Source organism: Nostoc sp., assembly GCF_036917535.1.
Taxonomy (GTDB): Bacteria; Cyanobacteriota; Cyanobacteriia; order Cyanobacteriales; family Nostocaceae; genus Nostoc.
Genome location: NZ_JBALDA010000056.1, coordinates 20,066 through 34,351, shown reverse-complemented (window position 1 = coordinate 34,351; position 14,286 = coordinate 20,066). Strand labels below are relative to the sequence as shown.

At 40.4% G+C, this 14,286-nt stretch carries 14 protein-coding genes; 8 read left to right on the top strand and 6 right to left on the bottom strand.

What is annotated here, in order from left to right; all coding sequences use genetic code 11:
* Positions 1-123 precede the first annotated feature (123 nt).
* Positions 124-549, top strand: coding sequence for a photosystem I reaction center subunit II PsaD (locus V7K56_RS18410; RefSeq protein ID WP_334912309.1), 426 nt, complete (start codon positions 124-126; stop codon positions 547-549).
* Between the two features lie 94 nt (positions 550-643).
* Entirely contained in the window at positions 644-2,218 is a 1,575-nt protein-coding gene (gene trpE / locus V7K56_RS18405; RefSeq protein ID WP_334912308.1) for an anthranilate synthase component I, read from the top strand.
* Between the two features lie 344 nt (positions 2,219-2,562).
* Here trpE and V7K56_RS18400 read toward each other — a convergent pair whose 3' ends face one another.
* From V7K56_RS18400 to V7K56_RS18390, 3 genes are read right to left on the bottom strand one after another with little or no spacing between them, the layout of a single operon-like run.
* Positions 2,563-4,830 carry a Piwi domain-containing protein gene (locus V7K56_RS18400; RefSeq protein ID WP_334912307.1) on the bottom strand — a complete coding sequence of 756 codons (2,268 nt, stop codon included), beginning with the start codon at positions 4,828-4,830 and terminating at the stop codon, positions 2,563-2,565.
* Complete coding sequence (locus tag V7K56_RS18395) at positions 4,827-5,648, bottom strand: PD-(D/E)XK nuclease family protein (RefSeq protein WP_334912306.1); 822 nt, start codon at positions 5,646-5,648, stop codon at positions 4,827-4,829. Before V7K56_RS18395 ends, V7K56_RS18400 begins: the two co-directional genes overlap by 4 nt.
* A gap of 37 nt (positions 5,649-5,685) precedes the next feature.
* A complete protein-coding gene (locus V7K56_RS18390) occupies positions 5,686-5,889 on the bottom strand; it encodes a hypothetical protein (RefSeq protein WP_334912305.1) in 204 nt (67 codons plus the stop codon).
* Positions 5,890-6,243: 354 nt separating this feature from the next.
* Here V7K56_RS18390 and V7K56_RS18385 point away from each other — a divergent pair, with 354 nt between their 5' ends.
* From V7K56_RS18385 to V7K56_RS18375, 3 genes are all read left to right on the top strand, one after another.
* Positions 6,244-7,329, top strand: a complete 1,086-nt coding sequence (locus V7K56_RS18385) for a helix-turn-helix domain-containing protein (RefSeq protein WP_334912304.1) — start codon at positions 6,244-6,246, stop codon at positions 7,327-7,329.
* Between the two features lie 22 nt (positions 7,330-7,351).
* Positions 7,352-8,044, top strand: a complete 693-nt coding sequence (locus tag V7K56_RS18380) for an ImmA/IrrE family metallo-endopeptidase (RefSeq protein ID WP_334912303.1) — start codon at positions 7,352-7,354, stop codon at positions 8,042-8,044.
* 90 nt (positions 8,045-8,134) lie between these two features.
* A complete protein-coding gene (locus V7K56_RS18375; protein ID WP_334912302.1) occupies positions 8,135-8,722 on the top strand; it encodes a Uma2 family endonuclease in 588 nt (195 codons plus the stop codon).
* On the opposite strand, the gene V7K56_RS18370 is transcribed toward V7K56_RS18375, so the two are convergent.
* From V7K56_RS18370 to V7K56_RS18360, 3 genes are all read right to left on the bottom strand, one after another.
* Positions 8,705-8,998 carry a hypothetical protein gene (locus V7K56_RS18370; RefSeq protein WP_334912301.1) on the bottom strand — a complete coding sequence of 98 codons (294 nt, stop codon included), beginning with the start codon at positions 8,996-8,998 and terminating at the stop codon, positions 8,705-8,707. The genes V7K56_RS18375 and V7K56_RS18370 overlap by 18 nt on opposite strands.
* Before the next feature lie 343 nt (positions 8,999-9,341).
* Positions 9,342-9,746 (bottom strand): ExbD/TolR family protein, encoded by a 405-nt coding sequence (locus V7K56_RS18365; protein ID WP_334912300.1) that lies wholly within the window; start codon positions 9,744-9,746, stop codon positions 9,342-9,344.
* Positions 9,733-10,401 carry a MotA/TolQ/ExbB proton channel family protein gene (locus tag V7K56_RS18360; RefSeq protein WP_334912299.1) on the bottom strand — a complete coding sequence of 223 codons (669 nt, stop codon included), beginning with the start codon at positions 10,399-10,401 and terminating at the stop codon, positions 9,733-9,735. Before V7K56_RS18360 ends, V7K56_RS18365 begins: the two co-directional genes overlap by 14 nt.
* Positions 10,402-10,759: 358 nt before the next feature.
* Between V7K56_RS18360 and V7K56_RS18355 the strand changes: the two genes are divergently transcribed.
* The 3 genes from V7K56_RS18355 (at position 10,760) to V7K56_RS18345 (ending at position 14,213) form a co-directional block, all read left to right on the top strand.
* Positions 10,760-12,199: a TonB family protein gene (locus V7K56_RS18355; protein WP_334912298.1), complete on the top strand. Its 1,440-nt coding sequence runs from the start codon at positions 10,760-10,762 to the stop codon at positions 12,197-12,199.
* Between the two features lie 717 nt (positions 12,200-12,916).
* Positions 12,917-13,162, top strand: a complete 246-nt coding sequence (locus V7K56_RS18350; protein WP_334912297.1) for a hypothetical protein — start codon at positions 12,917-12,919, stop codon at positions 13,160-13,162.
* A gap of 10 nt (positions 13,163-13,172) precedes the next feature.
* Complete coding sequence (locus V7K56_RS18345; protein WP_334912296.1) at positions 13,173-14,213, top strand: hypothetical protein; 1,041 nt, start codon at positions 13,173-13,175, stop codon at positions 14,211-14,213.
* Positions 14,214-14,286 lie beyond the last annotated feature (73 nt).

The window sequence follows — 14,286 nt, the reverse complement described above, 5'->3', positions numbered from 1 at the left end:
AAAGGACAAAAGACAAAGGACAAATGACAAATGACTAAAAACTGTTACAGTCTATGACGCGATCGCAATATGATCCTGGTTGCGGTGTTAGGATTCCCTAAAAACGTTGAGAAAATCATCTTTATGGCAGAAACACTCTCTGGACAAACCCCGCTATTTGCTGGCAGCACTGGTGGTTTGCTAAATAAAGCAAATGTTGAAGAAAAGTACGCTATCACTTGGACTAGCCCGAAAGAGCAAGTATTTGAATTGCCTACAGGTGGTGCTGCTACTATGCGGAAAGGTGAAAACCTGTTGTATATAGCTCGTAAAGAATATGGCATCGCTTTAGGCGGTCAGCAACTCCGGAAACTCAAAATCACAGATTACAAAATTTACCGGATTTTACCCAACGGAGAAACTACCTTACTTCACCCAGCCGATGGCGTCTTCCCTGAAAAAGTGACCGAAGGTCGTGATAAAGTGCGTTATGTAGACCGTAGTATCGGACAAAACCCTAGTCCCTCTAAAGTAAAGTTTAGTGGTGTCAATACCTACGACGCTCCATAACTAGCTGTTACTAGCTAGTGGGTGATTAATAATGGGTAATTGGTAAGTAAAAACCCATTACCCATTACCAATTACCAATTACCTCTGAAAAATAATGATATTTCCGGATTTCTCCCAGTTTTCTACCCTAGCGCAACAAGGCAACTTCGTCCCAGTATATCAAGAATGGGTGGCAGATCTAGATACGCCCGTATCTGCTTGGTATAAAGTTTGTGCAGGTCAGCCCTATAGCTTTTTGCTGGAATCCATTGAAGGTGGGGAAAAACTGGGACGCTATAGTTTAGTTGGTTGCGATCCACTTTGGGTTTTGGAAGCAAGGGGCGATCGCACGACTCAGAAAAACCGCGATGGTTCGCAGGTGGTTTTTGCAGGCGACCCTTTTACAGCTTTAGCCGAATGTTTATCACCTTATCACCCAGTGAAGTTACCACAGCTACCGCCAGGAATTGGCGGTTTATTTGGGTTTTGGGGCTATGAATTGATTCAATGGATTGAGCCGCGTGTGCCAATTTATCCACCAGATGAGCGAAATATCCCTGATGGATTATGGATGCAAGTAGACCACTTGTTGATTTTTGACCAAGTGAAGCGGAAAATTTGGGCGATCGCTTATGCTGATTTACGCGACCCGAAAGTAGATTTCAAAGCAGTATATCAACAAGCTAGCGATCGCGTCACTCAAATGCTCGAAAAGCTATCTCTACCTCTATCGCCACAAAAAACTCGATTGGAATGGAAACCGCCAGGGAGCAGAGGAGCAGAGGAGCAGGCGAGCCAGCGCCGTGCGGGGGTTCCCCCCGTTGAGGCGACTGGCGTGAGCAGAGGAGCAGAAGAGTATCAGAGTAATTTTACCCGCCCTGATTTTTGTGCCAGCGTTGAGAAGGCGAAAGATTACATTAAAGCAGGTGATATTTTTCAAGTAGTAATTTCCCAGCGACTATCAACAGGATACACAGGCGACCCTTTTGCCCTTTATCGGTCGCTACGTCAGATAAATCCTTCGCCTTACATGGCTTACTTTAACTTCCAAGATTGGCAAATCATCGGTTCTAGTCCTGAAGTGATGGTGAAAGCCGAAACTGATTCAGATGGTGGAGTAATCGCAACGGTACGCCCAATTGCTGGGACGCGTCCACGGGGTAAAACCACTAAGGAAGATGCGGCCTTTGCTGAAGATTTACTCCAAGACCCCAAAGAAATTGCCGAACACGTGATGCTTGTAGATTTAGGGCGGAATGATTTGGGGCGTGTTTGTCAAAGTGGTAGCGTTAAAGTCGATGAATTAATGGTGGTTGAACGCTACTCTCATGTGATGCACATTGTTAGCAATGTTGTGGGTAAATTAGCAGTTGGTAAAACAGCATGGGATTTACTGAAAGCTTCCTTCCCAGCAGGTACGGTAAGCGGCGCACCCAAGATTAGGGCGATGGAAATTATCCACGAGTTAGAGTCTAGTCGTCGGGGTGTTTATTCCGGTGTGTATGGATATTACGATTTTGAAGGACAATTAAATACTGCGATCGCAATTCGCACAATGGTAGTGCATGATAGTACGGTCAGCGTACAAGCCGGTGCAGGTTTGGTAGCTGATTCTGAGCCAGAAAAAGAATATGAAGAGACACTGAATAAAGCCAGAGGTCTATTAGAGGCAATTCGTTGTTTGCGTTGAAGATGGGGAGACAGAAAAATGACGAGTTTTGTATGTGACCAAATCATAGATTTTGAAGCCAGCAATGCTTACGAATCGCTTTGCTAAAACGGATCTACTTGTAGTTATTAAGGTCAGCAAGCTTTTTAGAAAATCAAGGACTAAAGTCCTTAATACGAACTTGCTTACCCATCAATTTAAACTTGACAGACTAGTAAGCCTAGCCCGTCGTAGACACCGCTACCTCACCACGCTTAAGCAAAAGAAACTGATAACGACTTTTTTGGTCTCTTCATGCTGCGATCGCTCCTGCAAAAAGTCATGTTTTGATTGGATGCAGAATGTCTGTAGGATTGATGTTAATTCTACAGCCAAAACTGGCGATCGCCATTCAGCGAATTTGGGACAATACCTTGTAAGCGCCTATAGGCTATACGGTCAGATCCATACAGTGGAACGGGTAAGCGTGGTTCTTTCAGCGCTCCATGATGCAGCAAGGTGAGTTTCAGCGTTGCTTCTATTACATCCTCAATGGGTGCTTGGTGTCCTTTTTCATGTACTCTCAAACGTAGAGGATAAGGTAAGCCCATATTTTCAGAGGGTAATTTAGTAGTTACCAAAATCACTTCACGAGAGGACAAACGAAGTGCTAGCCCTTGTGTGGGTGCTTTCACAACTAACTGATAATAGTTATATAATCTGGGAATACCAGACTTAATACACTCTACGAGAATAAACTTAGAATTAATTGCTTTGGCTCTTTCCTGTAAATATTCAACTTCATTACCACAAAAGCGTCCGTCACGGTAAATTAGTACAGTTTTTTCGCTGATATCAGCAGATGGGAGAAACCTTTCTAATGTTTGTTTATCAATTTCTTCACCTTCTGTTGAAACATCTTCTAACCTATAACGAATAAAATCTCCTTGTTTCCCGTACAGACGAACACTTGCACAGACATTTCTGCTACCAACGGTTTTCTTTTTGGGTTTTCTAGAAATATCTAAGCCGATAAAATAATCAGCAACCCCTAAAGGTTCTGCTAGAATAAAAGGCAAATTTCCTAATTTTGCCAAAATTCCTAGTATTACTTGATTGAGGATATTTTTGTAATTGCTAGGATTTTTCAAAGTATCCTCATAGATTACTTGGCTTACTATCTCAGGGTTACTACGTCGGAGTAGTCTTGAGGAAACAAAAGTATATAAGCTACCATCATCACTGTTATCAGTATGGCGATCGCTCTGTGGTAGAAAGGTCAAAACAATATCAGTAGGAATAGCTATTAAATCATCAAGGGCTTTCTCTACTTTAGCTCTGGCTTCAGCACTGCTTAAACCATTGATTGAAACGGCTTTTCTTCTATCCTCGTCAATTTCAAGGCTTTCAAAGCCATAATCTTTTAAGCGTTGCCGGAGTTGCTGAAGAAAAGATACATTAACTTGAAAATCGCCTATTTTGAGCGCTGCAATACGAATTTTTATAGAGGAGTCTTCATAATTTTTGTGACGGCGATAAACCTTACCTGTAGATAGCCCCTTTAAGACTTCATTTCGCTTGCAGATCACATTCTTACCAAATTGAAGTAATGTGTCTTCAAGTTTGAAGGTAGGCAGTAAGAATAGTTTTGGATGCTTACCGTTGTTAATGCATTTAGCTGCTAACTGAAAACCATAGACAGCTAAAGTATTTGTAGCTTCTTGTTTGTATGAAGCTAAACGATTCTGCCGTTCTTGATAAGGAATTTTCGTTTGCTTTAGTAGATCACCATACTTTACTTCAAATAAGTCAGCTGTTTCTTCTGTAACACAGGGAATTAAAGCAGCCATTGGATAAGAATATTGTTGTTTCTTTTTACCAAATTGAATAGTTACTACAGGTTGCTCATCTGGTGCTGCTTCAGGTTCAAGTTTTTGTTTACTAATAGCTCCAGTAGCCTCCTTAAAAAGTTCTTCTCTACGCTCCCCAAAAGTTCCTGCAAGAGCCACAATTGTAGCAGAGCTATTTTTTTCAATATCTCGGACTTTTAAGCCAATCAAAAGCTTATTTGGGTCTTGTCGGTAAGGATGATTTTCGTAAAATTCAGCTAAATCACCTTTGAAAATAAAATAACTGTGAATTGTAAAAGCAATAGCAGGATGTAAAGTATCTTTTATTTCTATCGTTTCTGCCCAAAAATCTACTTCACGTTTGATTTCCACCTTATTTTCAGACCAAATAGTATCAGATGAAAAAGGTCGTCTAACTTTCAAGACCCTCACAGCTAATTGAGCCAATATAGAAGCTGTTATTTGTGGTTGGCTTACCCACTGAATTGAGTAAGTGCGATCACCAATATCTTTTTTCAAGTCCTTTTGAATTTCTGTTAAAGCTTTTCGCCATTGATCTAAATTTGGCATTGATTGATTAGGTTTAGCTAAAACCCAAAAATTACTATCTGCAAAAACGACTATAATATCAGGAAATTTCTGACTAAACCGCCAACTTAAGCGATTTCCTATTTCAGTATTGACTTTGGGAGTCAGTCGAAAGCAGATTAAGTTAGGTTGAGGAATATTTAGTAAAAATATTTCTGACAAAAATATTGGGTATACATTAGTTTTTAAAGGGGATTGAAGTACAGTAGCAGTCATGTAGACACCTCTAATATAGTAAATTCACAAATTGAGTTAAATGAACAGTAGCGACAATTTATACCCGGATTTGGGGGAAATACTTGACTGAAATCAGCAGAATTTTTACGGTAGCGTCTCAAATCTTCTTGATGTCGTTGAGCTATTAGAGCGAGTTCTATCTGAAAAGCCTTAAGAGTGTTAGGTGTTGCGCTGATAGGTTCTGACCAGTTACCATTTTCTAAGTTATAAAAAGACGCTACTGCTTTTTGCTGGGGGTATCGGTAACTAGCAGCTAGTAAATAAATATACCCTTGTCGCAGATCAAAATCAGAGTGGCCAGTTTTGAAATCTAAAATGTGCAAAGTATCATCTTCTTCGGCAAAAATGCAGTCAATCGCAGCAAAGAAGTTAAAAGATTGATTACCCTGCTTAATCAAAATTGGTTCTGGAAAACCCTCATCACCTCGGCTAAGTTGAATAATTTTTTTCTCAACAAGAATTGGATTTTGCTGGTAGTTTGTCAGTATCTGAAGTACTCGCTGCTGAACCAAATCTGACTCTTTCCGCAATTCCAGAATCTCTATCATTTTTTCTACAGCGTCTTCTTGATGTAACAAAGGAGAGTTTTGATGAAACTCATAAACTCCCCTTTGTGCTAGTAGTCCAATTCGCTGAGGAGTGCTATCACTTGCCAAGATTGCTGCAACCGCAGGTTCTTGCGATCGCACTTTTGTAAAACCTCGTTTCATATCACAGTGCAAGTGTTCCTTGCCTATGGGTGGAGAATACTGCAACCATAGGTTATAGCTGGCAAATGGTAGCCAATTTTGGCTCATTGATGTCAAATCCCAGAATTTAGCAGAGAAAAAAGTTTTATTTGGTTAGGATTTCGTAGATTGCCGTATATACACCAATCTCGGTTGCCATTTCCAAGGTACGCAAACCTTCTAGCATCTGTTCCGCAGCCTTTATGAGTTGTGGATTGCGGCTTGATTTTTGAATTTCTTCAAGCAGAACTGGTAGAGGTCTACCGACGGAAAAACACAATTGTTCAGGGTTCAACGATTGTTTATTCATACTTTTGCTCAGGTGTAACGAAATATAACTCAACGAACATCAGTGCAGCCGCCTGAATTGCCATATAATTTCAACAAGGCAAGATATCAGTTGTTCAGTGTTAAACCATATTATTCAACCTGCATGTTTATGTCAACTATTTAATCTATAAAAAATAAATGTTGAAGTTTATTTTCAACACTGGTATTATCTATCTATGAGTGATTCAAAGGCTAAAAATTTTAGGTAACTTATAGCCCACCGACTCCTGAAAAGCTATGTAAAATAAGGATTTTAGCCTACTATGACTCAATCCGATACAAGGTTTATTATTATGTATGCTTCAGGAAATGCGTTAGGCAGTTGAATGTGATTATGGATAAACAAGAGAGTCAGAGTTTTGGCAGATGTATTTGGCAAGCTCGTAGAAAAAAGGGATTGAGTCAGCGTGAGCTAGCGGTAAAGGTAGGGGTAGACTACACGTATTTGTCCAAACTAGAAAACGACCATGTTGAGCCAAGCGAGAAGGTTATCCGTTCGTTAGCAGAACATCTGAGTTTGAATGCAGAGGAGCTGATCTATCTAGCTGGACGTATGACTCAACGTGATTCGGATGCTTTTGAGGAATTGGTTAAGGCGAACTATAAGGAAATGCCAGCTTTATTCCGTCGAGTGCGCGAAAGTCCAGGTATTGATTCATTGGTAAAAGCACGAGATGAGCAAATTGCAAGACTACAAAAAGAAAATGCTGAACTCAGAGATAAGGTAGCAAAGCTTCAAAATCGCTTCTATTCTAAAGATGAGATTGAAAACATAGCGAATGATCTTCTAAGTCGTATGCAAATTTCATCTCAATATGCCCTTAAATTATCTATAGATACTACTAGGGTATGTGACTTTTTGAATCTTAGTGTTTGTTATGCACAAATATCTCCTGATGATCGGGGATTAATCATAGCTATGATTTTACCTTTAGAACGTACAATTTTGATAAATGATGATATTCCAGAAGTTCTAGGAGCCTTTACAGAATCGACAATTGCTCACGAAATAGGACATTGGTTACTTCATGTTAACCAAAATGAAAGTGAAATTTTATCTGAACAAATAGAGATAAATGCTGGGATTCAAGAAACTAATCATTCATTCTTATGTCGTAGTGCTAGTGAGCCACTTGATAAGTATACTGCGAGTAGTCAGCTTGATAAAATTGAATGGCAAGCCCAATATTTTGCTAGCTGTCTGCTAATGCCTCGTTATGTACTGCAAGAAATAAGCAAAGGGCGTGATTTAACTAATTGGAAACATCTTTATGTAATCAAAGATGAGCTTGGTGTAACAATATCTAATCTCATTAATCGATTGCAAGATATTGGGTGGATTTATATTCCTAAAGGTTCTAAGCAAATCTATCTAGGCAACTTAGAACTAGAATCTCAGGAAAGAAGGTGGTGGTTATGAGTAAAGAAAGTGAGGAGTTACAATGAACTTTTTCAGGTATAAATTCTATTCTAAACAAGAAATAGAGCAGAAAGCTTATGAAGTTTTCGAAATTATGGAGTTAGAAAATTTCCCCCCAAAGTGGCCTTTTGAGGCTAGTTGTGCTGCTGACGCTTTGGGAATTATGGTGAGTTGGGAAAGAATTCCTCCTGATGAGCAGGGGTCGATAGTAGCTAAGATTCTGCCATTGCAAAGAAAGATTGTACTCAATGAATGTATTTCAGAGCTAACTGGAGGATTTGAGCAATCTACAATTGCTCATGAAATTGGACACTGGATACTTCATGTCAATCAAAATGAAGTTGATGGACTCACAGAGCAACTAGAATTAAATCTAGGAATGAAAGATGCTACAAAGCTTTATTTGTGTCGCACTACAGGGGCTAAAACTAATCCAAATATAATTCAAAGCCATTTGGATAAAATTGAATGGCAAGCTCAGTATTTTGCTAGCTGCCTGTTAATGCCCAGAGAAATTTTGGAAGCTAAACAAAGAGGACGTAATTTAACTAATTGGAAACATCTTTATGCAATGAGACAAGAGCTTGGTGTCACGATTTCTAATTTAACAAATCGCCTACAAGACCTTGGCTGGATTTCTATTCCTAAGGGTTCCAAGCAAATCTATCCTGGTAAAGCTGCACCCAATGGGCAGATAAATTTATTTAATAGGTAAAATGCGATCATTCTTCATCATCTCCTGGCAGCGATCGCACCCGCACCCCACACAGCACTACACTAGAAAATGAGATGCTCACAATAGCCTATGAACGCCACGACAACCACTTTCCCTTCTACACTCAAATTGAAAATTGACTTGACTGATGAGCAATTTTTCCAGATGTGTCAGAAAAACCGCGATTATCGATTTGAGCGCATAGCATCAGGGGAAATATTAATTATGCCACCTACAGGTAGTGATACTGGCAACCGTAACTTTGATATGGTTGTTGAATTAGGTATCTGGAATAAACAGACTAAATTAGGCAAAGGTTTTGACTCTTCAACTGGCTTCACCCTACCCAATGGTGCAGAACGTTCTCCTGATGCTTCTTGGGTAAAAATTGAGCGTTGGAATGCTTTAACCCCAGAACAACAAGAAAAATTTGCCCCGATTTGTCCTGATTTTGTAGTAGAGTTGCGTTCTCGTACTGATTCCTTGAAAGAATTGCAAGAAAAAATGCAGGAGTATATCGAAAATGGCACTCAATTAGGCTGGTTAATTGACCGGAAAAACAAGCGAGTAGAAATTTATCGTCCAGGTAAAGATGTAGAGATATTAGACAATCCTGCTAGTTTATCAGGAGAAAATGTACTACCTGGATTTGTGTTGGATTTACAGCAGATTATGTAGCTTTATCGCTTCTACAAAAATCAGTGATGTATCTGTATTATGTTTCTTAATATCATCTGTTGCAAAATAAATCTGAGCAATTTCTGGATTTTTGGCGTCGGTTTCTGATTGATATGTTTTCAAAGAGTATTCACGATGACATATCTCTGGATAGCAGAGATAGTGAAACATTGGCAAAATTAACTTTTCTTTTACATCATCTTCATTTCGTAAAACACGATGGTCAAAACCTTGTATCCATGTAATGAATTTTTTAACTGACTCTGCAATAGTCATCAGATAATCTACCTGCTTGTATAAATTTGCTACGCCTTATTTTATTCGTGTAATTAGCAATTTATCAAGTCAGTTTGGATTATGTCGTGATTGTAGATACTAGAATAGAAGCATTCGGCTTAAACTTAATCTTGCCAAAACCTACACTAAGAAAAGTTACTTATGTTATTATTAAACATTTGGTTAAAATCACGTAAGCAAAATTCATGAATTGTGTATAACCAGGATTTTGGGCAATACATAATTAATTTTTAGAGATGTGTATTAGGCAAGAAGGAGTTAGGAGTCAGAATATAGAATTTTTCTGACTCTCTGAACTTATTATGCACAATATATCTACTTGTTATTTTTGGGTAGCGATCGCTAACCTTGCTCCTTTCACCTGACGTACTTGATCCATTATCCCCACTATCTCACCGTGCAAGACTTTTTGGTCGGCATTAATAATCACTAATGTATCTTGGTTAGAACCAACTAAAGTCCGCACTCGCGCTGCTAAATCATTTACTGCTATTGGATCGCGGTTTAGACTTACCTGACCTTTTTCATCTACCGAGATGGTAACTTTAGTGGGAATTTGCTGTTCCTTCGCCGTAGCTGCCTTCGGTAGATTTACTGGCAACCCTTGCGACCTTGTTAAAAACAGTGTTGACATAATAAAAAATGTCAAAAGGGCAAACATTACATCTATCAGAGGTACTACATTTATAAATGGTGCTAAATCTGGTTCATTATCACCTAGATCCATAAGACTTCTCCTGTTGTTCGTAACGGTTATGTTGTTCGTAGCGATCAAGGAACAGTATTTCTAGCTGTCCGCCGTACTCTTGAATCATTGTTATCTGTTTTTGGTATAGTCCGCGGAAGATGCTGGCTCCTAAAAGCACGAAGATAGCCACAATCAATCCTGTGGCGGTAGCAACTAAAGCTTCACTAATACCAGCAGTGACTGCACCAGTTTTAGTAGCTCCGACATCACCAACATTCAGTCCAGCAAATGAGCGAATTAATCCTAAAATTGTGCCGAGAAGTCCCAACAGAGGCGCTAAACCAATAATGGTGTCAAATACAGCTTGAAACCGCTTAAGCGTAGGGATTTCTGCTTGTGCCTCGCTTTTCAAAGCCAAACGAAATTTTTCTGGAGTCGGTCTTTCTAGCTGTAGTCCAGCCAGAAAAATGCGTGCTATGGGTAAATCTACATTTTTTTGCAGCTTATCCACAGCGCTAACGAGATTATCAAGTCGATAAAGATTTAAAACCTCTCGCACCACCCGGTTTTGACGCTTACCAATCTGTATCCAAAACTTCGCCCGCTCAATCATTAATGCCCCTGCAAACACCGAAAACGCCAGCAGGGGGAACATGACCACACCGCCTGCTTCAAATAAATGCTGAATTCCCATGTAGTGCCTCTAAACGTCATCAACAATACAAAATCAGACTACCAGAATCAAGCGCAAAAATGAAACTTTTTCTCAAGAAAGTTTAAAATACAATGGTAATTTTTTCAAACCTAATTTTCATTATTTTTATTTAATCATTTTTGGAGTTTATATAAATTAATTTAATTAACTAACACAAAAATTCATTTTATCTAGAAATCGGGATAATCAACAGGTTTTTTCAAAGAGATTTTTATCATTAAGTATGCTGTAGTATGCTGTTTTGTAACACTGCACAAAAAAATTTTAATTTTTTACTTGATATTTGCAACCATGCATTCTAAGATGACTAAATTAGTGAGAATAGGTAGCAATAGCTATGAGCTTTTCCGGCACTATTGTCGAGCAACGTTTCAAAGAAGTTGAGGCTCTCAAGTATTTTCTGGCTTACAGTCTGATAGGCTCACTGGCGCTGCATATCGGCGTACTGTCTTCAGGCATAGGTAATTATTTAACAAGAATGCCTGACGAGAATGATGAACCAATAGAGGTGGCGATCATTGAAGCTCCGACTCCAGAACCAGAAAAACCACTTGAAAAAATTCCAGAAGAACCCAAAAAAGAACCAAAAATTGTTCAAAAACAGTCTATAGAAACTCCACCAGTACAAAAACCAGTACAAGAATTGATTGAAAGACCAAAAATTCAGCCAGTTCAACAAGAACCAAAACAAACTACTCAAACAAATAGGCAAATTGCTCCTAAGCCAGAAGCCCCTGTGAAAACTGTTGCTCCTCAAGGCGGCGGCGGTGGTGGTGGCGGTGAAAGTCCAGTCCTGACAGATAACTCTGGTGGTTCTGGCCCTGGCGTTGCTTTAAGTACAGGTTCAGGTACAGGTACAGGTTCAGGAACTGGCTCTGGCTCTGGCAGTGGTACAGGTTCAGGAATTGGTTCAGGAATTGGCAGTGGTATAGGTTCAGGAATTGGCAGTGGTAGAGGTTCAGGAATTGGCAGTGGTATAGGCAATGGAGTAGGAAACCGTCCGACAGTAGCAACAGCACCGATTGCACCAACACCTCCACAAATCAACAGTTCAGGTAATGGTAACGCTATTGGTCGTGCAGCCTGCCGTGAATGCAACGTCAAGTATCCAGAGGGAGCAAGACGGCAAGGCGTTGAAGGCAGACCGGAAGTAAAAGTTGATACTGATAAAGACGGTAATGTTACCAACGTGCGGCTTACTAGCTCCAGTGGAAACCGCGAATTAGATGAAGATTACGCCAGACAAGCACGTAATTGGAAATTAAAACCCTCAGAAAGTGGTAGACAAGGAGTAACTATCGCCACTGAATTTGCTATAAAAGGTTCACGGCGATCGCGCCAAGTTCAAGAACGGCAAGCACAAAGAGAAGCAGAAGAGAGAACCCGACAAGCAGCAGCTGCTGCCAACTCTACACCAGACAATTCAAGACGTAGGCGCAGAGAGTTAACACCCCCATCTAATCAAGCTACAGCCACAAGACCAACAGAATCTCAATCGAGTAGGCAGCTGCTACCTCAAAGAAGAGGAATTATTACCTCCGGCTCATCATCTGAAGCAAGGATAAATCGCACTCAAGGAAGTGCCAGACAGTCCCTACGCAGTCGTCTCCGGAGTGAGCGAGCAACTACCAATTCATCACAGCAGCCACAAGCAACTACAAATCGGCGGCGAGGAGAAAACACTAGCCAGAACAAGTTGCGAGACTCTTTGCGCGGTTTACGCCAACAACGTCAATCGCAACCTGCTGCACCGTCTACTGCTCCTAGTCAGCAGTAAAGGGACAAAACAAAACTTACTGGAATCATACTTTGATTGGCGATCGCACACCGCCTCCTGTTTTTAGGAGGCGGTTGTTTTTTATCAATGAAGGCAGGAATTAGGAGGCAGTTCTTGCTAGAGGAAAACTGACTCCTAACTCCTGCTCGTACCGTCAGAACAAGGTGAAACACGCACCAAATTTTCAATTTGTTGGCTCCTGAAAAGGAGCCAGTGCGGTCTTGGGGTTTCACGCCACTCCCCTCAAGTCGGGAGACCCGCCCACGGGGGTGGCTCCCCAAGTGGAGCATCTGGCGTGAGGGGTTTGAGTCCCCTTCTGAAAAAAAACCTTCTGCCTCCAGCAAGAACAGCATAGCTGCCTTCTTCAAATAGGAATAATTTTCTGATGGACAATTAGACACACTGGCGATCGCTTGACTTGCCAATCAATAGTAGTAGAAGTGAATAATCCTGCACTTTCCCCTACCCATTTTTATAATCGGGGCAATATAAATCGCTGCGCCTAAAGAATTATAGTAGTGTTTGCTCATCACCAATTATATGCTGAAAGAGTAGTCAATAGCTAACTATCAAGTTGCTCATCTGCACTTGACGCTAGGCTTCAGATTCACTGATTTCAATAAAACTTCTACATAAACACACACTGATGCAGTTTGATTTGCTTGAATAGCTATATTGATATGACATCGATCCGACGGCAATTCACAATTCCTAATTATGGCAAGTAAATTCATTGATGTTAGGGAATATACTGTCAGGGCGCACAAAAGACAGATTCATACTCGTGTTTTCCAGTTTGTCTGTAAAGAGTGTAACGATCTGACAAAGCGCGAGACTTACGGCCCTCGACCTTTATATTGTGAGAGATGTCGCCCTCCCCAACCGCCTAAGAAATCCCAGCCAGGATCTCACAAAGCAAAACCCAGAGCAATGTCTTATAAAAGTGACATCAATTTAAATTGATTAAAGCCCTATGACTCAAAATGGACAATTAGAACCGCCTCCGGGCAACTTTCTCTCACCATTGTTGGAATTACGAGACTATTATGCTCGCCTGACAGAAGAGTATGAACGCCTCTTTGTGCAGGCGCGATCGCAGCTCGATCATGTAGAAGCGTTGTTGTCTAACTGGTCTTTTTCTGATGCCAACAAGCAGATATCAAGATTAACGACAGCTAATGAAACCTCAAATGTTTCTCCAGAAGGTTCTCTGCGGCTTTTATCACCTCTTAATGACATCGAGGAAATCAACTTGGTGGAGTCTTTAGACTCAGTACAAAAAGACTCAGATCAAGTTGAAATTGATGATTCCTTTTCTGCTGGTGTTGATACAAAAGAAAGTCAATCTCTAACGACATCAACAGATCCAAAGATTGCTCCAGAGAACAACGATAGTTCAATGAAGGTAGTGGAAATCCCGATGCTACCTCAGTATCAGCACGCTATCTCACGAATGGAAGCCATAAAAGAGCTATTGCAGGAGCACATAGGCATTGTTTGTCATATCGATTTTATCGTGCGATCGCTTTATGGAGAGTTAGATTCCCATCTATTCAAAGTAGTTAAAGGTAGAGTGCAATCTTCGCTTACCCAAGGCAGAGAAAGGAATTACTGGGTAACTATTCCCGATGAGCCAGGTTGTTATACTCTGGATTTAAGTTTGGTAGCCCAAAGTAATCGCAATGCTGCTTCTAGGAGTATCAAGAACAAAAATAAGAAGCCTTTGGTTCCCCCGACAAAAACAGTACCAATGCTCAAAGCCTTTGAGGGTCAATTTTTAATTGATGCCCTTACCTCTCTGTTAAAACAAAATCCAGGTAAAGTTTTTAGCGTTGCTGAAGTCATTGCCGGAATTTATGGAGAACTAAATCCTCAGCAAATTAGAGAGATCAAAAATAAGGTACTGAATGAACTATCTAGAGGCTATCGGATAGGCAGATTTGCTAGGGTTCCTAATCAAATCGGCTTCTATACTTGGGATTCAAATCTGATCTTGAAGGGGAATTCTCGTTAAATTGGGGATTGGGCATGGAGAAGAGACAAGGGAGACAAGGAAGAGGCGGGAGACAAGGAGAGAAGTCTGAGCG